The sequence below is a fragment of the Streptomyces sp. NPDC041784 genome, from assembly GCF_055591025.1.
In genome coordinates this window covers 317,859-343,391 of the sequence record NZ_JBVJAB010000006.1, presented here as the reverse complement: position 1 = coordinate 343,391, position 25,533 = coordinate 317,859, and the positions used below count along the sequence as shown (strand labels likewise).

Sequence of the window (25,533 nt, the reverse complement as noted above, 5' to 3'; positions counted from 1 at the left end):
CGACCGAGGCGATGGCCAGTCGCCGGCGAAGACGGCATCGGCCTCGGCGTCGTAGCCGTCGTCAAGGGGGATCAAGTCGAGTGGCTCGACGTTCTCGAGCACGGCTCCCTCTCCGGCTGACGTCAACTGTTGCTGTACTTCGCCGCCGTACACCCCCCACAACGCAAGAGGCCCCGGATCTCTCCGGGGCCTCTCACCTGTGTGCACTCGGCAGGATTCGAACCTGCAACCTTCTGATCCGTAGTCAGATGCTCTATCCGTTAAGCTACGAGTGCGTGTTATTCGGTTTTTCTTGTCTTCGCTCCCGGCCCTTCCGGCCCGCTCGCGGCGACAGGAAGAACATTACATGACTGCCGCCGACATGTGAAATCCGTTTGCCGCACCCCTTGTGAGCTGCGGAAACGGCCTCTGAGGGGTGCTGGTGGATCATGGCCGGAACGAGCGAAGCCCCGGTCCGTGGGACCGGGGCTTCGGTGTATCGCGCGGAGGCGGAGGGATTTGAACCCTCGATGGGCTTGAAGGCCCAAACCGCATTAGCAGTGCGGCGCCATAGACCGGACTAGGCGACGCCTCCAGCACAACCCCTCGCGTGTGTGCGAGTGGTGCGTGCAGATGATGACACAGTCGAGCGTGGTGTCACCAATCGACGTCCACGGTACTAGGCAGGCGGGTCGCAGGGCAAAGGACTTGCCCGGGCGCAACGTCGTCGGCGGTCCCGCGTTGGTCAGGGCATGCTCCAGGTCACCCCGCTGCACCGGCTCCTGCTCACCGTCTCCGCCGCCACCGCCACCCTCGTGTGCGCCGGTCCGGTCGCCCCCTCGGGCGTCGGTTCCGGCACCGCGTACGCCGCGCCCCCGCCCGTCCGGGACGAGGACCGGGTCCGCGGCGATCACCTCACCGTCACCGTCCGGCGCGCGGGTGGCCGGGCCGACGGGACGTTCGAGGTGTACTGCGATCCGGGCCGCGGCCGGGGCCACGGCAGCCACCCGGACACCTCCGGCGCCTGCCGCACGGTGGACCGGAACACGCGCTGGGGGCGGGACACCTTCGCGCCCGTGCCCGCCGGGGGCGTCTGCACCATGCAGTACGGCGGGCCGGCCACCGCCCACGTCACCGGGCGCTGGGCCGGGCGACCCGTCGACGCGACGTTCGACCGCAGCAACGGGTGCGAGATCGAGCGCTGGAACCGGTTCGTGCCCCTGCTGCCCGACCTTCGCCCGGCTCAGCGGTCCTGACTCCCACCGATCCCAGCGCGCGCAGCAGTCCCAGGCCCCACCGAGCCCACCGAGCCCGCCGAACCCCGCGGGTCCCAGGCCCCCGCCGATCACCCTTCCCAGAGCCTCCACGTGCCTCCACCTGCCTCCACCGTTCCGCCCCCTCCCGCCCTCCTCCCGCTCCCCTCCTGCCCCTTCCCCACCAAGGGCGGTCGACCGGATTCCGTTCCCCCGCGCCTCGGCGCCCCGCGCACAGGTACCGCACGGCGGAAACATCCGTCCCGTAAATGTCCCGCGAAGGTCATGCGTGAAGGTCATGCGTACGGTCACACGTTCTGTGTCACTTCGTTGTGCGAGCTGCCTCTCATCCGGCGCCGGGGACCGGAACCCAGCCCTTAGACTCCCTCGCGTGACACGCTGCGGGCCGGTTGGCAATATGGCCCGAGCGGTCGGCACGTTGCGGTAACAGGGAGGAAGCGACTCGTGAGCAGCAGGCCATCCCGAGGCGCTGCTCGCCTCGCAGCCATACTCGACGCGCTTCCCGACGCGTTGTTGCTGGTCAACGCCAACGGGACCGTCGTCAACGCGAACACCATCGCGCTGGAGGCCTTCGAGACGCCGGGCACGGCTCTGGTGGGGCGGGGACTGCTCGATCTGCTGCCGCAGTTCGACTCCAAGCTGATCCCGGGATCCATGCGGCGCCCGGACCACATCGATCCGCGGGCCCGGACCAAGCCGACGCGGATGGTCGCCCGGCGCACCGACGGGTCCGAGTTCCCCGTCGAGGTCACCAGCGCGAACCTGGAGAACGGCCAGCAGGCCTACGACGGCTACGGCTACGCCGCCGACGAGCTGCTGATGCTCGTCGTGCGCGATCTCTCCGGCACCGTCGACACCGAGGCCGAGCTGGCGCGTTCGCAGCGGCAGACCGAGATGATCCTGCGGGCCGCGTCCGAGGGTGTGGTCGGGACCGACACCGACGGGCGGATCGTGCTCGTCAATCCGGCCGCCGCCCAGATCCTGGGCTACCGGGCCAGCGATCTCGGCGGCAAGGAGTTGCACACCCTCGTGGTGCACTCCCGCGCCGACGGCTCGCCCTTCCCTTACGACGAGTCGCCGCTCGCCGACACCCTGCGCTCCGGGCGGAAGCACCGGGTGCGCGGGCAGGTGCTGTGGTCCAAGAGCGGGGACAAGGTCTCCGTCGACCTGACGACCGCCCCCGTGCGCGACGGCGACCAGCTCGTCGGTGCCGTGATGACCTTCACCGACCGGCGGCCGTACGACACCCTCGCCGAGGAGAAGGACAGCGTCGAGCAGCGGCATGCCGAGGAGCTGGAGCGGCTCTCCGAGGAGCACGCCTCCGACCTCACGGCGCTGCGCCAGAAGCACGTCACCGAGCTGGAGGAACTGAGCGAGCAGCACGAGGAGGAGCTGGCGGCGGGCGAGGAGCGCTACGCCGCGCTGGGGGAGCGGGAGAAGGACCGTTACGACGCCCTCGCCGGGCGCTACGACCAGCTGCTCACCCTCCTCGCCACGTCCCTGCGCGGACCCCTCGACGAGCTGCGCCGTGAGCTGGCCGCGCTCGCCGCGGACGACGCCGGGCAGCTGTGGCCCGAGGCCAACCAGGTGCTGCACCACCTCTCCGCCGGGTACTCGCGGATCACGACCCTCATCGACAACGTCCTCGGCTACCAGCGGCTCGACACCGGCGGCGAGGAGATCGCCCGGACGAAGGTGATGCTCGACGCCGTCGTGGCGGCGGGTGTCGACGGGGCCGTCGAGCTGATCGGGCCCGGGCGGGTGCAGTTCGCCGTCCACGCGCCGCCCATCGAGGCCGAGGTCGACGCCCGGCTCCTCGCCACCGCGCTCGCGCATCTCGTCGCGGACGTCGCGGGCGTCGACGCCACCGGCAACGCGCCCGTCTCGGCGGGCGGTTACATGGACAACACGGTCGTCGTCGCGGCCGCCCAGCGCGGTGAGGTCGTCCGGATCGAGGTGCGCGGGCCCTATGCCGGCGGCGACCCCGTGCACGAGCCGATCGTGCGCGGGATCGTGCGGGCGCACGGCGGTGTGCTCCAGACGCACGAGGTGCCGGGCATGAGCGGCAGCGCGTTCGTGCTGGAGGTGCCGCTGGGCGGTGGGGCGGGGGCCGTCGCGGCTCCGGCGCCCGCCGCGCTGCCGGCCCTCGCGGGGGGTCCGGCCCACCCGGCCCCCGTGGAGGACGGCGAGGCCGGCGCCGACCAGGGCTCCGGCCCCGGGCGCCGACGCGCGCGCCGCTCCTCCGTCGACGCCTTCCTGGACGGCGAGGTCCCGAGCGCGGCTCCGGCCGACGGCGGGGACGCGGAGGGCACCGTTCCCACTGGACGGCGGCGCAGGCGGGGCATGGCCGCGGACGAGTCGCCGGCCGAGCTGCCGGAGGTCGCCGAGGAGAGCGCGTCCGGGGGCACCGGGCGCCGGCGCGGTCGTCCGGCCGAGGGCGCTGACTCGGGCGTGGACGGTGCGAACTCCGGCATGGAGTCCGGCGTGGAGTCCGGTGCCGGGGTCGCCGAGGGTGCCGTCATGACGGCCGCGGAGCATGCGGCGGGGACCGCCGCGGCGGGTACGGGGCTCGGTGGCACCGTTCCGCCGCAGGGTGTGCCCGCGCCGCCCGCCGGCCGGCGCGCCCGACGCTCCGGCGACGAGCAACCGCAGGCCCTCGCTCAAGCCCAATCCCAGCCCCAGCCCCAGCCCCAGCCCCAGCAGCACGCGTTGCCGCCCGCCCTGCCCGCCGTCGCGCCGACCGACGCCGACGAGGGACAGCAGCCGACGGGGCGTCGGCGCCGTGCGCTGGCCGCCGCGTCGGAGCGCGCCGCCGCGCAGGAGGCGGGACCGCGCGCGGTCTTCGCCCTGCCGCCGGCGGAGGCGGACCGGCCGACGGCGGGCACGGCCGACACCGGTGCCCCCGTTCCGGCACAGCTGCCGGCGCTGTCTCCGGCCCAGTCGCCGGCCTCGCCCCAGCCTCAGATTCCCGCGCAGGCCCAGGCCCCGGCCCAGGCACAGGTGCCGGTGCCGGTGCCGCCGCAGGTCGCGCCGGGTCAGCTGCCCGCGCCGGGACCGTCCGACGACGCCCAGATCGACCACGGCCGGCACGACGCTGTCGCGCCCGACCAGGCCGACGACCACACCCCGCCGCAGCCGCACCCCACCACCGCGCCGACCGGCCGCCGTCGGCGGGCCGTCGCCGCGCCCGCGGAGGCGGCGGGTGCCGCGAGCGCCCCGGCGACCGTTCCGGCTCAGGCCCAGGCGCCGGCGCAGGATGCCGTCGGACAGGTGCCGGCGGGGGTGGCGGTGCCTGCCCTTCCCGGCCAGCAGCCGATTCCTGGACAGCAGCCGATTCCCGGACAGCAGCCCGTTCCCGGCCAGGCCGTGGCCCTTCCGGGTGGCGTGAACCAGGCGGGCCAGCCCCTCCCCGGCCAGCCCCTCCCCGGACAGCCGGTCCCGGTGCAGCCCGCCCTCGCCCAGCCCGGCCTCGCCCAGCCCGCCCTCGCGCAGCCCGTCCCCGTCCCGCCCCCCGGCACCCCCGCGGGCGCCCCGCCCCAGGGCCGGCCCCTCCCCGCCGAGGCCACCCCGGCCGCCGCATCGGCCGCCCCCATCGCCCCGGCCACTCCGGGCCCCCCGGCCACCCCGGTCACTCCGCCCACAACCGCCCCCCTGCCCCCCACCTCCACGCCCAGCACCGGCACCCCCCTCCCCCCGGAGGCCGCCGTCGCCGTACCGCGGGTGGCGCAGCCGCTGCCCGCCGCCGCGCCCATGGACCCCAACTCCACGCAGGGCCGTGCCATAAGCGTGCGCACGCTGGGGCAGGGCGTTCCCTTCACCCGGCAGGCCGCGCAGGTGCAGCAGGCGCAGTCGCAGGCCCAGGCCACCGGCACCCCCGCCCCGGGCGGTTCCGGGCGGCGCCGCAAGCTGGGGACACCGCCGGACCCGGCCGCCCGCCCGGAGCAGGCGGCGCAGACGGCACAGGCGGCACAGGCGGCACAGACGGCGCGTCCGGAGCAGACCGCGCGCCCGCACCCGTCGGCCGAGCAGCCCGTCGCGGCGCCGCAGGCTCCCCTGCCCGCGCAGCCGTCCCTCGCGGGCCAGGCGCGGCTGGTGCCGGGCGGGTCCAACACCGAGGGTGCGGGGCGGTCGTACGCCATAGGAGCCCCGGACGAGAACGCGGCCGAGGGCCCGGAGCCGCTGGACGGTCCCGGCGGGGCCGTCGAGGTGGCGGATCCGCCGCGCCCGATGCCGATGGACGACGAGCTGCCGCCGGAGCCGCTGGACAACCCGCGCCGGCTGCTGGTCTGGCCGGCGCCGGACGTCTCCACCCAGCAGGCGCTCAGCGACCGTGGCTACCGGCCCGTCATCGTGCACTCGCGCGAGGAGGTGGACGCGCAGATCGCCGCGTTCCCGGCGGCGCTGTTCGTGGATCCGCTGACCGGGCCGATCACCCGGACCGCGCTCCAGTCGCTGCGCCAGGCGGCGGTGGCCGCCGAGGTGCCGGTGATGGTGACGGCCGGACTCGGGCAGGCGACGCGCGAGGCGGCGTACGGCGCCGATCCCGCCGTCCTGCTGAAGGCGCTCGCGCCCCGGGACAGTGAGCAGCACCCGCCGCGGGTCCTGCTGATCGAGGAGCACGCGGAGATCGCGCTGGCGCTGACCTCGACGCTGGAGCGGCGCGGGATGCAGGTGGCGCGGGCGGCGAGCGACGCGGACGCGGTGACGCTCGCAGGGCAGCTGCGGCCGAACCTGGTGGTGATGGACCTGATGCAGGTGCACCGGGGGCAGGCCGGGATCCTGGACTGGCTGCGGGCGAACGGCCAGCTCAACCGCACCCCGCTGGTCGTCTACACGGCCGCCGTCGACCAGGCGGACCTGCCCCGGCTGGCGTCGGGCGAGACGGTTCTCTTCCTGGCCGAGCGCTCCACCAGCCCGGAGGTGCAGACCCGGATCGTGGACCTGCTGTCCCGGATCGGCGTCAACTGATACCCGTAATACCTGAACCGCCAGTACCTGTAGTACCCGTAGTACCCGTAGTACCCGTAGTACCTACCGGCCTAGGACGGGTCCTCGCGGGCCACCAGCCGCCGCGCCGCCTCCTTGACGGAGGCGCGCAGGCGGTCACGGTCGGCGTCCGTGTCGCCGGTCAGGATGCGGCTCATCCGGGGGACGACGGTGGCCCAGTTGGCCAGCGCGATCAGCAGGAAGAACAGGTCGCCGGCCGGAATGGCGTCGGAGACCACGCCGCGTTCCTGGGCGTCGCGCACGGCGGCGACCTTGAGGGCGTAGTGCTCCTGGCGTTCCGCCTCGTCGGGCAGTTCGGCGCTGCCGTACTCGATGCCCTCCCAGTAGAGGAGGCGCAGCAGTTCGGGATGGGCGGCGTGGTAGTCCATGAGCCGGTCGAGCCAGCCCTCGACGTCGTCCGGGTCGACGGGGACGGCGGCGGCGAGGTGGACCATGCAGCGGCCGAGGACCTGGGAGAACAGCTGCGCCTTGTTGCCGTAGTAGGCGTAGATGAGCTGCTTGTTCGCCTTCGCGGCGGCCGCGATGCGGTCGATGCGGGCGCCCGCGATGCCGTACCGGGCGAACTCGGCGACGGCGGCGTCGAAGATCCGCGCCCGGGTGGCCTCGGGGTCCCTGGTGGCTGTCATGGGGCCATGGTAGCCAGTTTGTAACCAGCTGGTTGGTGGCCGGGAATGCCCCCGCGCTCCCGACTGTTGCACCCCTCGTTCCGTCGTTCCAACTGTTTGGTTACTTCCTAGAGCCTGCTCCAAGGAGCGCCTCCATGTCGTCCCCGTCCGCAGTCACCGCCCCGCGGCCCACCCGGCGGCCCCCGGCCACCGGCCACGGCCGGCAGCGGGACCTGCTGCTCGTCCTCATCGCTCTGTGCACCGCGGTCACGGCCGCCAACATCTACGTCGCGGCCCCGCTGCTCCCGCTCATCGCCCACGACTTCGGCTCCGCGCCCTCGGCCGTGGCCTGGATCGCCTCGGTCGCCCAGTTCGGCTACGCGGCCGGCCTGCTCGTCTTCGCCCCGCTCGGCGACCGGGTGAACCGGCGCCGGCTGGTCGCCGCGCTCTCCCTGGTCACCTCGGCGGCGCTGGTCGCGGGCGCCGCCGCGGCCGGCACCACCGCGCTCGCGGCCGCCGTGCTCGTCGCCTCCGCCGCGACCGTCGTGCCGCAGCTGCTGGTCCCGCTGGTCGCCGAACGCGCCCCCGCCCACCACCGCGCACGCCATGTCGCCGCGGTCATCGCCGGACTGTTCACCGGCATCGTCGCCGCCCGGGTCCTCGGCGGACTCGCCGGGCAGACCTTCGGCTGGCGGGCGGTGTTCGTGGGCGCGGCCGTGCTCACGGCCGTCCTCGGCCTGCTGACCGCGGCCGCGCTCCCCGCCGAGCGCCCCCGCACCCGCGAGGGCGGCCTCTTCACCGGTCTGCGGACCATGCCGGGCCTGGTGCGCCGCTCACCCGACCTGTGGCGGGCCTGCGTACGGCAGGCGGGGATGTACGGCGCCTGGAGCGCCCTGTGGACCTCGCTGGCCCTGCTCCTGACGGACGAGCCGTACGGCCTGTCCACCGCGACCGCCGGGCTGTTCGGCCTCTTCGGGCTCGCGGCGAGCGTGGTCGCGCCGCTGGCGGGCGGGCTGGTCGACCGCTTCGGCGCCGCGAAGGTCGTGCGCGGCGCGTATCTGCTGGCCGCCGTCTCCGTCCCGCTGTTCTGGCTGGGCGGGCACGTGATCGTGGCCCTCTTCGTGGCCGCGATCGTGATCCACGCGGCGCTCGTCGCCTCCCATGTCGCCAACCAGACGCTGGCCCTGACCACCACCTCCGCCCCGGCCACCGCCAACAGCGCCTACGTGGTGGCGGGCTTCGCGGGCGGCGCCACCGCCTCGGCCCTGGCGGGCCTGGCCTACACCCACGTCGGCTGGGGCGGGGTCGTCGCGGTGGCGGGCACGTGGCTGCTGCTGGGATGGGCGACCACGGCCGTACGACGGTGACGCCGACCTCCTACGAGGGTGACGAACACGGCCGTACGGCGTGTACGGCAAGGTGTACGCCGGACAGGTGCCGCGAGGTGACCTGCCCGGCGTACGGACGGGGGCGGGCGCCGGTCAGAGCTGGGTGACGTCCAGCTCGCCCTCGGCGTACCGCCGGCGCAGCACCTTCTTGTCGAACTTGCCGACGCTGGTCTTCGGGACCGCCTCGACGATCGTCCAGCGCTCCGGGAGCTGCCACCTGGCGATCTTGCCCTCCTCGGCGAGGAAGGCGCGCAGCGTCTCGAAGTCGGCGCTGGAGCCCTCCCGGAGGACGACCGTGGCCAGCGGACGCTCGCCCCACCTGTCGTCGGGGACGGCGACGACGGCCGCCTCGGCGACGTCCGGGTGCGCCATCAGCGCGTTCTCCAGCTCCACCGAGGAGATCCACTCGCCGCCGGACTTGATGACGTCCTTGGCGCGGTCGGTGAGGGTGAGGAAGCCGTCGGGGGAGATGGTGCCGACGTCACCGGTCTTGAGCCAGCCGTCCTCGCTGAACTTGTCGGCGGGGCGCAGCGGTTCGGCGTCGGGGCCGTTGTAGTAGGCGCCGGCGATCCAGGCGCCGCGCACCTCCAGCTCGCCCGCGGACTCGCCGTCCCAGGGGAGGCGTTCGCCGCCGGGGCCGGTGAGGCGGCCCTCGACGCCGGCCGGGAAGCGGCCCTGGGTGAGGCGGTAGCGGAACTCGTCGTCGGTGCCGACCGCGTGGGCCGGCGGGCGGGCGATGGTGCCGAGCGGGGAGGTCTCGGTCATTCCCCAGGCGTGGCAGACCCGCATGCCCAGCCGGTCGAAGGCGGTCATGAGGGAGGGCGGACAGGCCGCGCCGCCGATGGTGACCTGGCCGAGCGAGCTGACGTCCCGCGGCTTGGCGGTCAGTTCGGCGAGCAGGCCCTGCCAGATGGTGGGGACGGCGGCCGCGTGGGTGGGCTTCTCGGCCTCGATCATCTCGGCGAGCGGCGCGGGCTGGAGGAAGCGGTCCGGCATCAGCATGTTGACGCCGGTCATGAAGGTGGCGTGCGGCAGGCCCCAGGCGTTGACATGGAACTGCGGGACCACGACCAGGGTGGTGTCCTGGTCGGTGAGGCCCATCGACTGGGCCATGTTGACCTGCATCGAGTGCAGGTAGATCGAGCGGTGACTGTAGACCACGCCCTTGGGGTCGCCGGTGGTGCCGGAGGTGTAGCACATGGCGGCGGCCGCGCGTTCGTCCAGCTCGGGCCAGTCGTAGGCGGTGGGCTTTCCGGCGATCAGGTCCTCGTACTCGTGGACCTGCGGGGTCACGCCCGCGAGGAGGGAGCGGTCGCCGGGGCCGGAGACGACGACGTGCTCGACCGTCTTGAGGTGCGGGAGCAGCGGCGCGAGCAGCGGCAGCAGGGAGCCGTTGGCTATGACGACCTTGTCGGCGGCGTGGTTGACGATCCACGCCAGCTGCTCGGGGGGCAGCCGCAGGTTCAGGGTGTGCAGCACGGCGCCCATGGCGGGGATCGCGAAGTACGCCTCGACGTGCTCGGCGTTGTTCCACATCAGGGTGGCGACCCGGTCGTCGCCGGTCACCCCGAGGTCGTCGCGCAGGGCGTGCGCCAGCTGGGCCGCGCGGTCGCCGATCTCGGCGAAGGAGCGGCGGTGGGCCTCGCCCTCACCGGTCCAGGTGGTCACCTGTGATGTGCCGTGGATCTTCGCCCCGTGGGTGAGAATCCTCGAGATCAGCAGTGGTACGTCCTGCATGGTGCTCAGCACGGCGTCCTCCCAGGGCGGCGACATTGCCTGCGCGGTGGTAACGGTTGCGCTGATTCTGCGCACATACCGCGCGGTATGTCACTAGGTAACGATGATCGATCACGTCCCGCCGAACCCCGGGTCACCCCACCATGTCGGCCCGCTAGCGAACAAGCCCCAGCTCAGGGTCCTCGCGGAGCTTCCCGAGGGCCCGGGAGACCGCCGATTTCACCGTGCCGACGGAGACCCCGAGGACCTCGGCCGTCTGAGCCTCGCTGAGATCCTCGTAGTACCTGAGGACGACCATCGCCCGCTGCCGGGCGGGCAGCTTCATGATCGCCCGCCACATCGCGTCGTGCAGCGCCTGCCGCTCGGCCGGGTCGTCCGCCGCGCCGGGCTGCGGCTCCGGCTCGGGCAGGTCGTCGCAGACGTACTCGTCGACCTTGCGCTTGCGCCACTGCGAGGTGCGCGTGTTCAGCAGGGCCCGGCGGACATAGCCGTCGAGCGCCCGGTGGTCCTCGATCCGCTCCCACGCGACGTACGTCTTGGTGAGAGCGGTCTGCAGCAGGTCCTCCGCGTCGCTCGGGTTCGCGGTCAGCGACCGTGCGGTGCGCAGCAGCACCGGCTGACGGGCCCTGACGTACGACGTGAAGGACGGGTACGGGGAAGGCCGCGTCATGCCGTTCGAAGCGCTGGTGCAGACGGGTGTGGTCATGGCTCCACGCTAGGAGCGCACCCCTGGTCGGCGGATCGCCCGCAGGTGCCGAAGCCGGGTCCGACTCAGGTTGTAGGGGTGGTGCCGGCGCCACCTCCTGAAGGTGGACGAGGAGTCCCCCTCTCCTACGGGTTGGCCCCTGGGGGTACTACGGGTTGACCCCTGGGGGTACCGGGGGTCGCCCCCTGGCGGGACCACGGGTCGACCCCTGGGGACTCATCCCGCCGCGCCCTGGGGACTCATCCCGCCGCGGTCAGCACCAGGCCCGACGTCGGCACGCCCGTGCCCGCCGTCACCAGGGTGCGGGCGGCCCCCGGCACCTGGTTCACGGACGTGCCGCGCAGCTGCCGTACGGCCTCGGCGACACCGTTCATCCCGTGCAGGTACGCCTCGCCGAGCTGGCCGCCGTGGGTGTTCAGCGGCAGCCGGTCCGCCGCGACGAAGCCGGCCGCCTCGCCGGGGGCGCAGAAGCCGAACTCCTCCAGCTGCATCAGCACGAACGGCGAGAAGTGGTCGTACAGGATGCCGACGTCGATGTCGGCGGGCGCGAGACCCGAGGTCCGCCACAGCTGGCGGGCCACCACGCCCATCTCCGGCAGACTCGTCAGGTCGTCGCGGTAGAAGCTCGTCATCTGCTCCTGGGCCCGCCCCGCGCCCTGCGCGGCCGCGGCGATCACGGCCGGCGGCTGCCGCAGATCGCGGGCCCGCTCCACCGACGTGACCACCAGCGCCTGTCCGCCGTCCGTCTCCTGGCAGCAGTCCAGCAGCCTCAGCGGCTCCGCGATCCAGCGGGAGGCCGCGTGGTCGGCGAGGGTGATCGGACGGCCGTGGAAGTACGCCGCCGGGTTCGCCGCCGCGTGCCGCCGGGCCGTCACGGCGACCGGCCCGAACGCCTCCTCCGGGGTCAACCCGTAGGTGTACAGGTAGCGCTGGGCCGCCATCGCCACCCAGGACGCGGGCGTGAGCAGTCCGAACGGCAGGGTCCAGCCCAGCGCGGTCCCCTCCGCCGAGGGCTCCCGGTGGCGTACGCCCGCGCCGAAACGGCGGCCCGAGCGCTCGTTGAACGCGCGGTAGCAGACGACGACCTCCGCCACGCCGGTGGCGACCGCGAGCGCCGCCTGCTGGACGGTCGCGCAGGCCGCCCCGCCGCCGTAGTGCACCCGCGAGAAGAAGGACAGCTCCCCCATCCCGCAGGCCTGCGCCACGGTGATCTCCGGGCTGGTGTCCATCGTGAACGTCACCAGCCCGTCCACATCGGCGGCGGTGAGCCCGGCGTCGTCGAGCGCCGCCCGCACCGCCTCGGCCGCCAGCCGCAGCTCGCTGCGCCCCGAGTCCTTGGAGAACTCGGTCGCGCCGATGCCGACGACCGCGGCCCGTCCGCCGAGGGAGTCCCGCGTCCGCACGCTCACCGCGCGCCTCCCGCCGGGACGGTCAGGGTCACCGTGCCGCTGACATGCCTGCCGATCCCGTTGTCCCCGGTCACCCGCACCACGGCCGTCTCCCCGTCGACCGCCTCGATCCGGCCCCGCAACACCATCGTGTCCCCCGGGTAGTTGGGCGCGCCGAGCCGGATGGCGACCTTGCGGAGCACCGCCCTGGGGCCGAAGTGGTCGGTCAGATAGCGGCCGACCAGCCCGTTGGTGGTGAGGATGTTCATGAAGATGTCCGGCGAGCCCTTCCGCCTGGCCGCCTCGGGATCGTGGTGCACGTCCTGGTGGTCCCGCGAGGCGAGCGCGCCCGCGACGATCAGCGTCCGGGTGACCTCGATCTCCAGCGGCGGCAGTACGTCACCCACGTTCACGCCGACACCCCCTGGAAAACCGGGAGCACCAACTCGTCGTCGTACCTCCGGAATGCGACCCGCACCGGCATCCCGATCCGCACCTTGTCGTACGGCATCCCGACCACGTTGCTCACCATCCGCACCCCCTCCGCCAGCTCGACCAGCCCGACCGCGTACGGCGGCTCGAAGGCCGGGAACGGCGGGTGGTGCATGACGACGTACGAGAACACGGTCCCCTCGCCGCAGGCCTCGACGGTGTCCCAGTCCGCGCAGCCGCAGTCGGCGCAGCCCGGCAGCCATGGAAAGCGCAGGCCGGCGCAGGCGGTGCAGCGCTGGAGGAGGAGACGGTGGTCGCGGACGCCGTCCCAGAATCCGGCGTTGTCGCGGTTGACGACGGGCCGGGGGCGGCGCTCGGGCGGCTTCGCCGTATCCGCCGTGTCCGCCGTGTCCGCCGTGTCCGCCGTGTCCGCCGTGTCCACCGTGTCCACCGTGTCCGCCGTCCTGGCCGGCTCCGCCATCGTCGCCGGGCGGCGGGCCGGGGCGTACTTCAGGACACGGAAGCGGTGGGTGCCGACGAGCGCGGGGCCGACCCTGATGTCCGTCCGGGTGGTGATGAAGTACCCGGTGCCCAGCTTGGTCGCCTTGCGCTCCGAGACCGACTCGATCACCGAGTCGTAGACGACCTCGTCGCCCGGCCGCAGGGGGCGCAGGTACTCCTGCTCGCAGTCGGTGGCGACGATCGAGGTGCAGCCCGCCGCGTCGAGGAGGGCGAGCAACTCCTCGTAGGGCCGGGCGCGTCCGGTGTGGGGGCTCAGGCCGGCCATGATCCACGCCTGGAGCATGGTGGGCGGGGCGGTCGCGTCGGGGCCGGTGTAGGCGGGGTTGGTGTCGCCCATGGCCTCGCACCAGTGCCGGATCATGGGCGCGTTGACGGGGTCGCGGCCGGTGCCGGCCACGGTGGAGGGGCGGCCCTCGTATCCCTTCAGCCGCGTGTAGAGATCGTCGTCCTCACCCACGGCGCACTCCTCCCGGAACTGCCTCGATCGCCTGGATCGCCTTGACCACGTTTGATCGCTGCTTGCATCGCTCGGACCGGTGCCGGAAGGGTCTCCGGACGCCGGTTTCTGACTGTCCGTCAGATGACGAGGCCTGTCAAGGTCACGCGAACACGACTGCGCGGCGGTACCGAAGTACCGCCGCGCAGTCGCTGTCACACCCCACGAAGCACACCCACCACGGAAGCCGGGGGCCGGCGGCGGCCCCCCTCAGCTCACCACCACAGCGGCACGAAGGACACCGCCACGTTGCTGTTGCCCTGGTTGACCGGCGAGAACGCGGAGCCGTTGACCTGCGCGGTGTTGCTCTGGTTCGTGGCACCGGAACCCACCGCGTTCTGCTGCGTGGTGGATGAGTTGCCCTTGTTGTCGTGTCCGACACCGCTGCCGACGATGCTCGCGACACCAGCGTTCGATCCGTTGTCCGCGAATCCGCCGTTGTCCGCCACCGCGACGCCACTGAAGAGCGCGGCTGCCAGCGGAAGGGCGGAGACGGCGGCGATGACGCGGGCAGTACGGATGCTTGCCATGTCAGTTCCTCCAGAACCATGCACTACGGAGCTTGAGATACGGCTTTCACCAGGGAAGTCGGCCGACCGCCCCGGCGCTGTCACGACGTCGCGAGACCAGAGTTGCCCACCGCATCCCCGGCGAACCACACCGGAAGCCGTGATTAGCACGCAAGCGTGATGACAAGTCGATAAACCCCTAGCACCACTTTTCTTCCCCGGGAACCCATAACCCCCGGCAATCCGGACACTCGCCCCTCAAGCCCCACAACAGGTGAAGCGTTCCGGCAGATTTCCGGCCAAGATCGGGAGCCCCGGCGCGTCGCGCACCGGCCAGGCCTGGCCCTCTTCCCTTCATCGAACACCAGTACGACAATGAAGCCATGGCCACCACAGACCGGCACCCCGCCGGGCACGCCACCCGGTACCCCCGGCAGGCCGCCAAACTGGCCCTCGCCCACGCCCTGTCCGCCGCCGAACGCGGCCTGGCCGTCATCCCCCTGTCCCGCGCCAAACTCCCGGCCCTGCGCTCCCCGCACCGCGACCAGCAGGGCGGCCAGCAGGGCGGCCCGCGCTGCCACGGCGAGTGCGGCCGCCCCGGCCACGGCGTGTACGACGCCTCCACCGACCCGTCCCGCATCCGCGAACTCTTCACCGCAGCCCCCTGGGCCACCGGCTACGGCATCGCCTGCGGCCTGCCCCCACACCACCTGATCGGCATCGACCTCGACACCAAGACCGGCACCGACTCCACCACCGCCCTGCGCGACCTGGCCCTCGGCCACCTCTTCACGATCCCGCCGACGGTCGTCGTCATCACCCCCTCCGGCGGCCGCCACCTCTGGCTCACCGGCCCGCCGGACGTCGTCGTCCCCAACTCGGCCGGCCGCCTCGCCCCCGGCATCGACATCCGCGGCGCGGGCGGCTACCTGGTCGGCCCCGGCTCCCGCACCGCCCACGGCGTCTACACCACCGCCCCCGGCACGGACCACCTGGCTCCGGCGCCCTGCCCCCGCGCCCTGCTGCGCCTGCTGCTCCCGCCCCCGCCACGCACCCGGGGCCCGGCGCCCACGGCCGGCGGTGCGCACGGCCGCGGCCTGGTCCAGTTCGTCCTCGCGGCGTACGAGGGACAGCGCAACACCCGGCTGTTCTGGGCGGCCTGCCGGGCCTACGAGAACGGCGTCGGCGAGGCCCTCACCGACGCCCTCGTCACGGCCGCGGTCCACACCGGCCTCACGGAACGCGAGGCCCGCTCCACGGTGGCCTCGGCGGCCCGCATGAGCCGCCGCCCTACGGCGTGAAGACCTGCTCCAGCCGGTGAATGGCCCCGTCGTCACCGACGGTGTACCGGAACACCAGTCCGGAGTCGGGATGGGCGTCCACCCAATCGATCAGCTCCTGCACCCCGATCCGCTGGTTCTCCGTGCTCTCGACGATCGGCGTGACGGCCGTGACGTACGCGCCCTGATCCATCGCCCACCGGCTGTCCTCCCCCGTCACGACGAACGGCGCCCCGTCCGTGTCCTTCCCCGGGCACCCCCAGACCCCGTGCTGGATGACGAGGTTCACCTTGTCGCCGATGCCGTCGATCTCCTCGACCCGGAAGAGGGCGATCTCGTCGGGGTCGACCTCTTCGGGGGTGGGCGGTTCGTCGGTGCAGGCAGTGGCGGCGGGAGCGGCGGGGGCGGCGGGGGGCGTGGAAGCGGCGGCGGGCTCGGCGGAGGCGCCGGCCGGGGAGGGGGTGGCGGTGGTGGCGCCGGCCGGTGTCGTGGAGGCGGCGGACGGCGAGGCGACGGTGGTGGAGGGCCCCGCGCCGGCCCCCTTGTCCGCCCCGCTGCCGGAGCTCCCCTCCTGGCACCCGGTGAGAACGACGGTCAGCGTGACACCCGCGAGCGCGACGGCAACGGATCTGAGCAGGTCGACCTTGACCTTCATCTGGGACATCCCCCTGTTCACGGGCGCCCCATCCGGCCGCCCCACGGAGCGGGACCGTAACAACGCCGCCGCCCGCCAGGCACCCCAGCAAGCCCTTGCGTCACACAGCCGGGACAAAGCCGTCACGGGGCGCGGACGGGCGTGACGGGGCAGAAGCCGGGCCACTGACGGCGACTCCGCTGATGTTGTTGTTGGTGGTGATGTTGTTGAACATGGGGATGACACCGTTGAGGCTGATCGGCAGGATCGAGCCCCCGCCGCCACCGTTCCCCCCGTCGCATCTTCGCTGGTGCCTTTGCCGCGCTGTTCGTCGTCGCCCTGGCTGTAGCACTCCTGGCCGGCCGCCGAGGGCGGGACGCCGTACGCGCCGCATACAAGTTCACCTTTGGCTGGGCGAATTGGATCACGCCCTGGCACCGTGCCCCAACCGTGCCCGACAGACCGGGGAACCACGGGGAACAGCGGTGCCCTACAGACAACGCCCATGACGACGGCCCCCGACCGTATTTCCTGGTCAGGGGCCGTCACCTGCGGTGGGTGTGGGATTTGAACCCACGGTGACATCGCTGCCACGACGGTTTTCAAGACCGTTCCCTTAGGCCGCTCGGGCAACCCACCTCCGCCACCGCCCACCTGGGGTGGAGCGGGTACAGCGTACCGGCCTCGGACGCTTCGCGGGGGGCGTGGTCCACACGGGGTCCACCGGCTCCGCTCCACTCACCAGAACGCCGCGCCGATCAGCACCTGATCTGCTGCCCCGCGTAGTGCATGCGAGCCTCGGGCCAACTGCCGGCCTCCTCACATCGAAGGGCGTCCGCCAAGCTGATCGGAGGCCGGAGTGGCACGGCGCGCCGTCGAGCGTCGCTCCTAGGACCTGTCCCTAGGCGGGCACGGCCGCACGGTCGAGGCGCTGCCGCTGGGAGTCGGTGAGCCGGAGGTCCGCCGCAGCGAGATTCTCCTCCAGATGGGCGAGCGAGGCTGTTCCGGGGATAGGCAGGACGACCGGGGAACGGGCGAGTAGCCAGGCGAGCAGGACCTGGGGGGCGGTGGCGCCGAGTTCGGTGGCGACGGTGGCGAGCGTGGAGGCCTGGCCGGAGTCGGCTGCGGTGGCGACGGGGCGCCAGGGAAGAAAGGCGATGCCGGTGGCCTCGCATGCCTCCAGAACCGACTCGTAGTCTCGGTCGAAGAGGTTGTAGCGGTTCTGTACGCTCGCGATCTCGGCGGTCTGCCGGGCCTCGGCGAGCTCCGCAGTGGTGACCTCGGACAGCCCGATGTGCCCGATCTTCCCATCCAGTTGGAGTTCTCGGAGCGCGCCAACCTGTTCGGCGACCGGAACCTTCGGGTCGATCCGGTGCAGTTGCAGGAGACCGACGCGCTCGGTCCGGAGCCGGCGCAGGCCCTGCTCGACCTGCTCGCGCAGGCTCTCCGGCCGTGCGTCGTACGCCCACCCTTCCGGCCCGCACTGGGTGACCCCGACCTTGGTGGTGATCAGCAGGTCGTCCGGGTACGGATGCAGGGCCTCGGCCAGGAGTTCCTCGTTGGCGCCCCATCCGTACAGGTGGGCGGTGTCGATCAAGGTGACGCCCAGCTCGACGGCCCGCCGGGCTACCGCGATGGCGGCTTCCCGCTCAGGGCCGGGCTCGGTCGGCAGGCGCATGGCACCGAACCCAAGCCGCGTTACCCGGTATTCGCCTCCGATGGAGAACGTGCCCGCCGTGCCCGGAGTGTCCGTTGTACCTGAAGTCATCGGTTTCCCCCTCGCCAGCTCGACGATACCTGGGGCCCGCCTGATGCGGATTCCTCGAACGCGACGCAGCAAACAACCCCCGTTTCGGGCACTGCGCGCGCCAGCCTCACCAAGCAAGTCGATGTCGAGCACCAAAGTGGCCAACCAAAACGCACCCGAAGGCCACGACGGGGCTGGACGCGAACAAGAGGACTCCGGGCCGCAAGCGGGGACTGGCCGTCGACGTCCTCCTTCAACACCCACCCCGATCAAGCGTTCCGGGTCCGTGATCTACACGAACTCCTCGGCATGCCCACCGACGACCCGGCCATGAACGTCGCCCGCAGCCGCCTCGGACGCCTCACCCGTCAAGGCTTCCTCACGCAACCTGGACGCGGCCTCTACCAGAGACGGACTTAACGCCGCTCTTCGCGGGCTGGAATCGGCACGGCCGCCGGCCGCCACTCTCGCCTGATCAACCCGAACACCCACGAGTCGGACACCTCGCCGTTCACGACGCAGTCCTCCCGCAACGTCCCTTCACGCATGAATCCGATCTTCTCCAGGACCCGGGCAGATGCCACGTTGCGCGTATCGGTCTCGGCCTGAACCCGATTCAGGTCCAGCGTGTCGAATGCCCACTGCAGCAAGGCGTGCGCGGCCTCCGTCGCGTAGCCGTGTCCCCACATCGCTTCGTCGAGGACGTAGCCCAACGACGCGCTGCGGTAGTCCGGGTTCCATCCGGTCAGACCGCACCAGCCGACGAAGGCCCCGTCAGAAGCGCGGTCGATGGCCACCCGGGCCCCGTCAGAACACCGAATATCCGGTCCCGGTCCGATCCTCACGACCAAGGCTCCGCCTACCAGCAGATCGTGCACGGCACGACTACTCCGCCTGCCCACCGACGACCCAGACATCACCCACAGCCGCCTCGCATGGAACGCGCGCAGGGAAGTGTTCCTGGCGAAGCCAGGTTCCATGCGGAAGGGGTGCCTCCCAGTGGGAGGCACCCCTTCTGACCTGCAACGTTTCTACCTGCGCGGAGGCGGTGAGATTCGAACCCGCGATGGCATCGCTGCCAGCACGGCATTCAAGACCGTTCCCTTGGGCCGCTCGGGCAACCCACCCCGCGCCGTCGATCACTCGGCGGAGCGGGTCCCGGAGTAACGGGTGGGCGCGGGCGTGTGCGGGGTTAGGACCTGTCCTAGTTGTCGCCGGTGCGGGAGCCGAGGGTGAGGTCGACCGTGTGGGACTTGCCGTCGCGCTCGTAGGTGATGGTGACCTTGTCGCCGGGCTGGTGGGTCCAGATCTCGCCGATGAGGGTGGGGCCGCTGTCGATCACCGTGTCGTCGAGCTTGATGATGACGTCACCGGGCTTGAGACCGGCCTTGGCCGCCGGGCCGCCCGACTCCACGGCGTCGGCACCGCCCGCGCCCGTGTCGGTGATCTTCGCGCCGCCCGTGGAGTCGTCCAGCGAGACGGACGCGCCGATCTTGGCGTATACCGGCTCGCCCGTCTTGATCAGCTCCTGGGCGACGTACTTGGCCTGGTTGATCGGGATGGCGAAGCCGAGGCCGATCGAGCCGGACTGGGTGGTGCCGCCGAGGCCGCCGCTGCCCGTGGACTGGATCGCGGAGTTGATGCCGATGACATTGCCCTGGGCGTCCAGGAGCGGACCGCCGGAGTTGCCGGGGTTGATGGAGGCGTCCGTCTGGAGGGCGCTCATGTACGAGGAGCTGCTGCCGGTGCCGTCGGAGGACGCGACCGGGCGGTTCTTGGCGCTGATGATGCCGGTCGTGACCGTGTTGGAGAGCCCGAAGGGGGCGCCGATCGCGATCGTGGAGTCGCCGACCGCCACCTTGTCGGAGTCGCCCAGGGTGAGGGGCTTCAGGTTCGACGGCGCGTTCTTGAGCTTGATGACCGCCACGTCGTAGCCCTGGGCGTGGCCGACGACCTCGGCGTCGTACTTCTTGCCGTCCGGGAAGGTGGCCGTCACCTTGCCGCCGTCGACCGCGTCGGCGACGACGTGGTTGTTGGTGACGATGTGGCCCTGGGTGTCGAAGACGAAGCCGGTGCCGGTGCCGCCCTCGCCGTTGCTGGACTCGGCCTCGATGGTGACCGTGCTGGGCAGCGCCCTCTGGGCGACCCCGGCGATGGTGCCCGGGTCACGCTTGACGGCGCCGCCGCTGGTGGAGGAGGACACGGTGGTCGAGCCCGTGTCGTCGTTCTTGGCGAGGGTGTAGCCGATGCCGCCGCCCAGGCCGCCGGCGACCAGCGCGGCGATCAGGAGCGCCGCGACGAGCCCGCCGCGGCCACGGCCGGACTTGGGCGCGGGCTGCTGGTAGGAGGCGCCCCAGGCGGGGCCGGTGCCGGCCCCGGCACCACCGTCACCGGCGCCGGCCGCGCCGTACGCGTGCGTGCCCGCCAGACCGGCGTCCGCGTAGGCGGGCATGGCGGGAGCGCCGGCATCCGCGTAGGCGGGTGCCGCGGGGGCGCCGGCCTCGGTATAGGCGGGCGTGGCGGGTGGCTGGGCGGACCAGCCGCCGTCCGTGGCGGTCGCCTGAGGAGTCGCCGGGGCCGGCGGCGGCCAATCGGCCGCTGCGGCCGGCACGGTGGGCGGCGGCCAGTCGCCCTCGGGAGCCGCGACCGGGGCGGCCGGCGTCGTCGGGAGCGGGGTCGTGGGAGCGCCCGCGTCGGGCGCGGGCGTCTGCGGGGCGGCCGAGGGAGTTTCCACCGGCACGGGGGGTGCGGACGGGGCCGGGGGTACCGGGGTGCCCTCGTTGGTGCCCTCGTTCTCGGTGCTCACAGCTCTTCTCCTCGATCCACGGCTGTTGTCGGTCGCACTAGGTCACGCCCGTTCACGCTTGTCGTCGACCCGGCGCGCTGGCAGCTGTGCGTGTGCTTTTGTACGTCTCAGCTTTTCCCACGGGCCGTCAGAGCACCATAAGCGGTGCCTGTGGGTCCATGGCGATTCTTTATATGGGTTATTCGACGCAATCCGTACGCTTCCGCGAAACATCTCAGGGGCTTCTCAGACAGCCGGCGGGTGGCACCATGTCGCGGTGACCCACGCACGCCCACATCGCATTCAAGTCGTCGCCCACCGCGGAGCCTCCGAAGAGGCACCCGAGCACACCCTGGCCGCGTACCGGAAGGCCATCGAGGACGGCGCCGACGCCCTCGAGTGCGATGTCCGGCTGACGGCCGACGGCCATCTCGTCTGTGTGCACGACCGCCGCGTCAACCGTACGTCCAACGGCCGCGGTGCCGTCTCCGCCCTGGAACTGGCCGACCTCGCGGCACTCGACTTCGGTTCCTGGAAGACCCGGGAGGCCCGCGAGGCCTGGCGGGCGCGGGACGAGGAGCCGGACTGGGAGTTCCGCCCCGAGGACCGCGAGGACACCTCCGTACTGACCCTGGAACGCCTGCTGGAGCTGGTCTCCGACGCGGGGCGCCGGGTGGAGCTGGCGATCGAGACCAAGCATCCGACGCGCTGGGCCGGGCAGGTGGAGGAGCGGCTGCTGGTGCTGCTGAAGCGGTTCGGCCTGGACGCGCCGGCCTCGGCGGCCGAGTCGCCGGTACGGATCATGAGCTTCTCGGCGCGTTCGCTGCACCGCGTGCGTGCCGCCGCGCCGACCCTGCCGACGGTCTATCTGGTGCAGTTCCTCTCGCCGCGACTGCGGGACGGACGGCTGCCGGCGGGGGTGCGGATCGCGGGCCCGTCGATCCGGATCGTGCGCAACCACCCGGCGTACGTCGAGCGCCTGAAGCGGGCCGGGCACCAGGTGCACGTGTGGACGGTGAACGAGCCCGAGGACGTCGACCTCTGTGTCGAGTTGGGCATCGACGCGATCATCACCAACCGCCCGCGCGCGGTACTGCGCCAACTGGATCGGTGATCCGTCTCACATCGGTCCGGACGGCACCTCACCCGGCCCACGGGTAACTCAGGCCTCACACATGCCTCACACCCCCTTGACCCCATGCCAACCCTCCTCCATCCTCCAAATCGGCCACATCGATGAAATTCAGCCATGCGCTCACAGGGAGTGCTCCGGCGCGTTCGCTCCGTATTCGATCGTTGCGAGTGCGTCGCCGGACCTGGATTGGCCGGTTTCCGGTACAGGCCAATGGGGCATCCACACCGTGGCGTGGGGCGAAGGAGGTCTCGGGGGTGGCGTTGGTGGTGGCACAGGAGGTGCCCACGTCGTCGAGCATGGCCGTAGCCCATGGCCCTGCGGGCGTGGGGAAGGCGAGACACCGCATGCGCGATCAGCTGCGCGAGGGCGGGGTGTCGGAGGCGGTCATCGACGACGCCGTACTGATCCTTTCCGAACTGCTGAGCAACGCGTGCAAACACGGCCGGCCCCTGGGCGACGCCCTGGCCGGGGACGGTGACGTCCGGGCCGCGTGGCGCGTGGATCCCGGCGGCCGGCTGGTCGTCGAGGTGACCGACGGCGGCGGACCGACCCGCCCGGCCCCGGCCACCCCGTCCGTCACCGCGCACGGCGGCCGCGGGCTGAACATCATCACCGCGCTCGCCGACGACTGGGGCGTACGCGACAACGCCCGCGGCGAGGTCACGGTGTGGGTCCTGGTCCACACGGACGTCCACGATCCCGACGCGGGCTGCCGCCGCGACGACTTCGCCTCCCGGGTCGCGGCCCCGGCGGTGTCGTCCATCCCGGGGCTGGACTTCGCGGACGTGTTCGACGACATGGACTAGCGCCGCCTGTCCGGGCCTTGGGCCCTGGCCTTGGGCGGCCCTGGCCTTGGGCCTGGAGGGCGGCCAAGGCACGGACATCGGCCGAGCCACGGAGGGCGGCCAAGGCACGGACATCGGCCGAGCCACGCACGCCGGCCAAGGCACGGACATCGGCCGAGCCACGCACGCCGGCCAAGGCACGGACATCGGCGGCCTCATGGAGACACCGGCCAAGGCACGGACGCCGGGCGAGGGATGAATGTCGGCCAAGGAATGACGTCGGCCGAGGGATGAACCCCGTTGTCCACAACCCGTGCGTTGTCCACAGGTTCCCGTGACTTCGCGTGCGAACGGCTAGGCTCCCGCCCGTACCAGACGAGCCGTACCCGGGAGACACCCAGATGGCCAAGAAGCGACCCCAGACGAAGGCCGGCCGGCCGCAGCTCAGCGACGGAGAGATCCCGGTCGTCGGCGCCCGGGAGCCCTGCCCGTGCGGCAGCGGCCGCCGCTACAAGGCCTGCCACGGCCGGGCCGCCGCGCACGCCGCGACCGAGCTGGTGCAGCGCCCCTTCGAGGGGCTGCCGGGCGAGTGCGACTGGGTGGCGCTGCGCGAGCTGGTGCCGGCGGCCACGGTCGAGCTGAAGCTGAAGGACGGTCTGCCCGAGGGCGTCCCGTCGGTCACGCTCGCCACGGTCCTGCCGATGGCATGGCCCGCGCTGCGCCGCGACGACGGCTCGGTGCTGCTCGGCCTCCAGAACGACACGCCGTCCGGCGACATCAGCCGCGACCTGGCCGACACCCTCCAGCGAGCCCTGGAGGCGACGCCGGGCACCCCGGTGCAGGCCCGCCGCTCGCCGGCCGACGGCCCCCGGATGCAGGATCTCCTCGACGCCGAAGGCGCGTTCGAGCCAGTTGTGCACAGCGGCTTCGAGTTCTGGGTCCCGGACCCGGAGAACGCCGCTCCGGACGTGGCCGCCTCCCTGGAGCGGGCCAACGCGGCGGCGATCCCGACCGTGAAGCTGACCGGGGTGGACGCCGCGTACTGGTGCGAGACGCCCGACAAGAACCACCTGCGCTGGGTCATGCCGCACCCCGAGGAGCGGCTTCTGGACGCGCTCGCGCGGCTGCACGCGGCGGGCCGTTCCAGCCTCGGTGAGGGCACGCGCCTGGTGGGCTCGTTCCGGGCGCACGGCCTCACGGTGCCGGTGTGGGATCTCCCGAGCGGGGTCTCGGCGGACGACGTGGAGAAGCCGGCGGCCGAGTTCGCCGAGCGTCTCGCGGCCGCCCTGGCCTCGGACGCGCCGCTCACCGCGGACGAGCGCCGGGCCCGCGGCGGGCTCACCAACCGACAGGTGACGCTCAGCTGAGGCACAGCCGGGAGACAGGGTCCGGCTGACCGGTCGGTCAGCCGCACGGCCCCTTGGACGAAGTGACTCCGCTCACAACTCCCGCCCCCGCAAGGCGAGTCGGCGCCGAAAACCGCCGACCAGGGGGTGTCCGAAAGCCCGATGAAACCGCGAGATCGAATTTGCTTGGAGCCGATCTCTTGTTACCGTTTCATTAGCCCGGTTGCTGGTGCATCCCCCGTCGCCAGCAACCGGGTTTTTCCGTGCCCGGCCGGCCTCGCGGTTCGCCGCCGCACCGGGCCGACGTCAACTGCCGGTGTCCGCTCAGGAGTTGCTGCCCGAACGCAGCAGCAGCGGCCCCTCGCCCGTCGCCCCGGCGAACTCTGTGACCGCCGAGTAGGCGTCCAGCGCACCCCGGGTCCGCTCACGGGGCGTCTCGCAGGCGTCGGGCTCGTCCTCGGCGCCCACCGCGCACCGCATCTGCACCGTGCGCCCCTCGGGCCCCATGAGGCTCAGCACGGCCTTCAGGGCGCGGCCGGTGGCGTTGCGGTAGTAGGTGCGCGCCCAGGTGTCCTCACCCTGGGTGAGGACACAGGTCTGCGCCTCGACGCCGTCGGGGGAAGTGAGTTCGGGACCGCAACGGGCGGCGGTGGCCAGCCCGAGGCCGAGCACCAGCGGTGAACCGGAGGGCTCGACGGGGGGCGCCTTGGGATCCGTACGGCCGGCCGCGCCCTCGGCACCGGCATCCGCGGCACGGGCATCCGCAGCACCGGCATCCGCGGCCTCGGCATTCTTGAGGTCGCCGGCATCCGACGCCGGCGATCCCCCCGACACCCCCGCCCCGCCCGCCACGCCCGCCGCGGCCCCCGACCGTACGGCCGATCGCACGGCAGCCCGCCCTTCGTCCCCCACGGAGCCCAGGGAGCCCGGGGACCCCGCGGAAGCCATGGCCAGAGGCAAGGCCAGCGCGCAGGTCACCGCGCCGCCGAGGGCAACGAGACGAAGGTTCATACGCGGAAGATAAGGGGCGGCCCCGGTTGTCCCGTCCGGCGCGCGCCCGACACCCCTACAACTCGGGGGCGCTCACACCCGTACGAGTGAGGGCGTCGACGACGGCGTCCACCACGGCCTCGACGTCGGGCACCCAGGGGGAGGCGGAGCCGGGGAGCGGGGCGCGTTCCCAGCGGATGTCGCCGCGGCCGGTCTCGGACGGGGGCAGGGCGATGTAGCCGCCCTCGCCGTGGAAACGCAGGGAACCGGGGACGAAGTCCTTGGTGTAGAGCAGTTCGCCCAACTGCTCCATGGAGTACGGCCGGACGAGGATCGACCAGCGGGTGGGCGAGGCGACGACCGGGCCGAGGCGCATGCCCTTGCGGTCCAGCGCCACGAGCGCGCGGGACGCGGCGAGGGCGGGGAGGCTGACCGCGCACGGGGCCGTGCCGCCGGTGGCCAGGATGATCGGCGCGGTCGGTCGGTTGCTCCACCACCAGCGCACCATGCGCGGGTCGGCGGTGGCCGCGAGGAGGCCGGGGTCGAAGGGATGAGCGCCGGGCACCGTGCACTCCGGGTCGGGGCAGCCGCAGCGGGACGTGCTCCGCTGGTCCGCCGTCACACCCGGGAGAACGGGCCACTGCCATTCCGTCGCGAAGGCCAGGGCCGAGTCGATCAACTCAGGCCCCGCGTCACTGCGCTGGGACAGGAGCCTGCGTCGCTTTCCGAGGATCTCGCGCATGAGCGCTCGTTCCTTTCCGTTGCACCGCTGGCAACACCGTGGGCCA

The 25,533-nt window shown here is 72.5% G+C and carries 19 protein-coding genes, 3 tRNA genes and 1 pseudogene; 7 read left to right on the top strand and 16 right to left on the bottom strand.

Annotation, left to right across the window (positions count from 1 at the left end; genetic code table 11):
* Window positions 1–202: 202 nt before the first annotated feature.
* Together ACZ6D7_RS16000 and ACZ6D7_RS15995 are read right to left on the bottom strand one after the other, a co-directional pair.
* Window positions 203–275, bottom strand: a tRNA-Arg gene (locus ACZ6D7_RS16000).
* 208 nt (window positions 276–483) lie between these two features.
* Window positions 484–574, bottom strand: a tRNA-Ser gene (locus tag ACZ6D7_RS15995).
* Between the two features lie 157 nt (window positions 575–731).
* On the opposite strand from ACZ6D7_RS15995, the gene ACZ6D7_RS15990 reads away from it, so the two are divergent.
* Both ACZ6D7_RS15990 and ACZ6D7_RS15985 read left to right on the top strand, forming a co-directional pair.
* A complete protein-coding gene (locus tag ACZ6D7_RS15990) occupies window positions 732–1,235 on the top strand; it encodes an SSI family serine proteinase inhibitor (protein ID WP_469490463.1) in 504 nt (167 codons plus the stop codon).
* 462 nt (window positions 1,236–1,697) lie between these two features.
* Window positions 1,698–6,221: a PAS domain-containing protein gene (locus ACZ6D7_RS15985; protein WP_469490460.1), complete on the top strand. Its 4,524-nt coding sequence runs from the start codon at window positions 1,698–1,700 to the stop codon at window positions 6,219–6,221.
* A 71-nt stretch (window positions 6,222–6,292) separates the two neighbouring features.
* Here the strand turns inward: ACZ6D7_RS15985 and ACZ6D7_RS15980 are convergent, their stop codons facing one another.
* On the bottom strand, window positions 6,293–6,886 hold the full coding sequence (locus ACZ6D7_RS15980) for a TetR family transcriptional regulator (protein WP_469490456.1): 594 nt from the start codon (window positions 6,884–6,886) through the stop codon (window positions 6,293–6,295).
* Window positions 6,887–7,020: 134 nt separating this feature from the next.
* Here ACZ6D7_RS15980 and ACZ6D7_RS15975 point away from each other — a divergent pair, with 134 nt between their 5' ends.
* Window positions 7,021–8,232 (top strand): MFS transporter, encoded by a 1,212-nt coding sequence (locus ACZ6D7_RS15975; RefSeq protein ID WP_469490453.1) that lies wholly within the window; start codon window positions 7,021–7,023, stop codon window positions 8,230–8,232.
* Window positions 8,233–8,346: 114 nt separating this feature from the next.
* Here the strand turns inward: ACZ6D7_RS15975 and ACZ6D7_RS15970 are convergent, their stop codons facing one another.
* The 6 genes from ACZ6D7_RS15970 to ACZ6D7_RS15945 all read right to left on the bottom strand — a co-directional run bounded on the left by ACZ6D7_RS15970 (window position 8,347) and on the right by ACZ6D7_RS15945 (window position 14,064).
* Entirely contained in the window at window positions 8,347–10,026 is a 1,680-nt protein-coding gene (locus ACZ6D7_RS15970) for a long-chain fatty acid--CoA ligase (protein ID WP_469490451.1), read from the bottom strand.
* A 118-nt stretch (window positions 10,027–10,144) separates the two neighbouring features.
* Window positions 10,145–10,696 carry a SigE family RNA polymerase sigma factor gene (locus ACZ6D7_RS15965; RefSeq protein ID WP_469490447.1) on the bottom strand — a complete coding sequence of 184 codons (552 nt, stop codon included), beginning with the start codon at window positions 10,694–10,696 and terminating at the stop codon, window positions 10,145–10,147.
* Between the two features lie 239 nt (window positions 10,697–10,935).
* The gene (locus ACZ6D7_RS15960; protein WP_469490444.1) at window positions 10,936–12,105 is read right to left on the bottom strand and encodes a lipid-transfer protein; all 1,170 of its coding nucleotides are present in this window, start codon (window positions 12,103–12,105) and stop codon (window positions 10,936–10,938) included.
* Window positions 12,102–12,497, bottom strand: coding sequence for a MaoC family dehydratase (locus ACZ6D7_RS15955; RefSeq protein ID WP_469490441.1), 396 nt, complete (start codon window positions 12,495–12,497; stop codon window positions 12,102–12,104). Before ACZ6D7_RS15955 ends, ACZ6D7_RS15960 begins: the two co-directional genes overlap by 4 nt.
* A complete protein-coding gene (locus tag ACZ6D7_RS15950; protein ID WP_469490438.1) occupies window positions 12,494–13,495 on the bottom strand; it encodes a bifunctional MaoC family dehydratase N-terminal/OB-fold nucleic acid binding domain-containing protein in 1,002 nt (333 codons plus the stop codon). The genes ACZ6D7_RS15955 and ACZ6D7_RS15950 overlap by 4 nt, the downstream gene beginning before the upstream one ends.
* Window positions 13,496–13,749: 254 nt before the next feature.
* On the bottom strand, window positions 13,750–14,064 hold the full coding sequence (locus tag ACZ6D7_RS15945; RefSeq protein WP_469490436.1) for a hypothetical protein: 315 nt from the start codon (window positions 14,062–14,064) through the stop codon (window positions 13,750–13,752).
* 362 nt (window positions 14,065–14,426) lie between these two features.
* Here ACZ6D7_RS15945 and ACZ6D7_RS15940 point away from each other — a divergent pair, with 362 nt between their 5' ends.
* Window positions 14,427–15,344, top strand: coding sequence for a bifunctional DNA primase/polymerase (locus tag ACZ6D7_RS15940; protein WP_469490432.1), 918 nt, complete (start codon window positions 14,427–14,429; stop codon window positions 15,342–15,344).
* On the opposite strand, the gene ACZ6D7_RS15935 is transcribed toward ACZ6D7_RS15940, so the two are convergent.
* From ACZ6D7_RS15935 to ACZ6D7_RS15915, 5 genes and pseudogenes are all read right to left on the bottom strand, one after another.
* Complete coding sequence (locus tag ACZ6D7_RS15935) at window positions 15,334–15,978, bottom strand: hypothetical protein (RefSeq protein ID WP_469490429.1); 645 nt, start codon at window positions 15,976–15,978, stop codon at window positions 15,334–15,336. The two genes, ACZ6D7_RS15940 and ACZ6D7_RS15935, sit on opposite strands and share 11 nt — an antisense overlap.
* Before the next feature lie 531 nt (window positions 15,979–16,509).
* A tRNA-Ser gene (locus ACZ6D7_RS15930) sits at window positions 16,510–16,596 on the bottom strand.
* 262 nt (window positions 16,597–16,858) lie between these two features.
* On the bottom strand, window positions 16,859–17,725 hold the full coding sequence (locus ACZ6D7_RS15925) for an aldo/keto reductase (RefSeq protein WP_469490425.1): 867 nt from the start codon (window positions 17,723–17,725) through the stop codon (window positions 16,859–16,861).
* Window positions 17,726–18,120: 395 nt separating this feature from the next.
* Window positions 18,121–18,510 (bottom strand): annotated as a pseudogene (locus ACZ6D7_RS15920) (GNAT family N-acetyltransferase); the annotation flags it as partial.
* A 398-nt stretch (window positions 18,511–18,908) separates the two neighbouring features.
* Complete coding sequence (locus ACZ6D7_RS15915; RefSeq protein WP_469490422.1) at window positions 18,909–20,510, bottom strand: S1C family serine protease; 1,602 nt, start codon at window positions 20,508–20,510, stop codon at window positions 18,909–18,911.
* Window positions 20,511–20,766: 256 nt separating this feature from the next.
* Here ACZ6D7_RS15915 and ACZ6D7_RS15910 point away from each other — a divergent pair, with 256 nt between their 5' ends.
* The 3 genes from ACZ6D7_RS15910 (at window position 20,767) to ACZ6D7_RS15900 (ending at window position 23,776) form a co-directional block, all read left to right on the top strand.
* Window positions 20,767–21,603: a glycerophosphodiester phosphodiesterase gene (locus ACZ6D7_RS15910; protein WP_469490419.1), complete on the top strand. Its 837-nt coding sequence runs from the start codon at window positions 20,767–20,769 to the stop codon at window positions 21,601–21,603.
* A 188-nt stretch (window positions 21,604–21,791) separates the two neighbouring features.
* Window positions 21,792–22,430, top strand: coding sequence for an ATP-binding protein (locus ACZ6D7_RS15905; protein ID WP_469490416.1), 639 nt, complete (start codon window positions 21,792–21,794; stop codon window positions 22,428–22,430).
* 380 nt (window positions 22,431–22,810) lie between these two features.
* Complete coding sequence (locus ACZ6D7_RS15900; protein WP_469490413.1) at window positions 22,811–23,776, top strand: DUF5926 family protein; 966 nt, start codon at window positions 22,811–22,813, stop codon at window positions 23,774–23,776.
* A gap of 303 nt (window positions 23,777–24,079) precedes the next feature.
* On the opposite strand, the gene ACZ6D7_RS15895 is transcribed toward ACZ6D7_RS15900, so the two are convergent.
* Entirely contained in the window at window positions 24,080–24,766 is a 687-nt protein-coding gene (locus tag ACZ6D7_RS15895) for a hypothetical protein (protein ID WP_469490409.1), read from the bottom strand.
* Window positions 24,767–24,821: 55 nt separating this feature from the next.
* Window positions 24,822–25,487: a bifunctional DNA primase/polymerase gene (locus ACZ6D7_RS15890; protein WP_469490406.1), complete on the bottom strand. Its 666-nt coding sequence runs from the start codon at window positions 25,485–25,487 to the stop codon at window positions 24,822–24,824.
* Window positions 25,488–25,533 lie beyond the last annotated feature (46 nt).

What these genes read in the sequence shown, in the direction of transcription:
- ACZ6D7_RS15940 (WP_469490432.1), top strand. Translation starts at nt 14,427, where the DNA reads ATGGCCACCACAGACCGGCACCCCGCCGGGCACGCCACCCGGTACCCC.
- ACZ6D7_RS15935 (WP_469490429.1), bottom strand. Translation starts at nt 15,978, where the DNA reads ATGAAGGTCAAGGTCGACCTGCTCAGATCCGTTGCCGTCGCGCTCGCG.
- ACZ6D7_RS15990 (WP_469490463.1), top strand. Translation starts at nt 732, where the DNA reads ATGCTCCAGGTCACCCCGCTGCACCGGCTCCTGCTCACCGTCTCCGCC.
- ACZ6D7_RS15975 (WP_469490453.1), top strand. Translation starts at nt 7,021, where the DNA reads ATGTCGTCCCCGTCCGCAGTCACCGCCCCGCGGCCCACCCGGCGGCCC.
- ACZ6D7_RS15900 (WP_469490413.1), top strand. Translation starts at nt 22,811, where the DNA reads ATGGCCAAGAAGCGACCCCAGACGAAGGCCGGCCGGCCGCAGCTCAGC.
- ACZ6D7_RS15965 (WP_469490447.1), bottom strand. Translation starts at nt 10,696, where the DNA reads ATGACCACACCCGTCTGCACCAGCGCTTCGAACGGCATGACGCGGCCT.
- ACZ6D7_RS15970 (WP_469490451.1), bottom strand. Translation starts at nt 10,026, where the DNA reads ATGTCGCCGCCCTGGGAGGACGCCGTGCTGAGCACCATGCAGGACGTA.
- ACZ6D7_RS15945 (WP_469490436.1), bottom strand. Translation starts at nt 14,064, where the DNA reads ATGGCAAGCATCCGTACTGCCCGCGTCATCGCCGCCGTCTCCGCCCTT.
- ACZ6D7_RS15890 (WP_469490406.1), bottom strand. Translation starts at nt 25,487, where the DNA reads ATGCGCGAGATCCTCGGAAAGCGACGCAGGCTCCTGTCCCAGCGCAGT.
- ACZ6D7_RS15895 (WP_469490409.1), bottom strand. Translation starts at nt 24,766, where the DNA reads ATGAACCTTCGTCTCGTTGCCCTCGGCGGCGCGGTGACCTGCGCGCTG.
- ACZ6D7_RS15925 (WP_469490425.1), bottom strand. Translation starts at nt 17,725, where the DNA reads ATGACTTCAGGTACAACGGACACTCCGGGCACGGCGGGCACGTTCTCC.
- ACZ6D7_RS15980 (WP_469490456.1), bottom strand. Translation starts at nt 6,886, where the DNA reads ATGACAGCCACCAGGGACCCCGAGGCCACCCGGGCGCGGATCTTCGAC.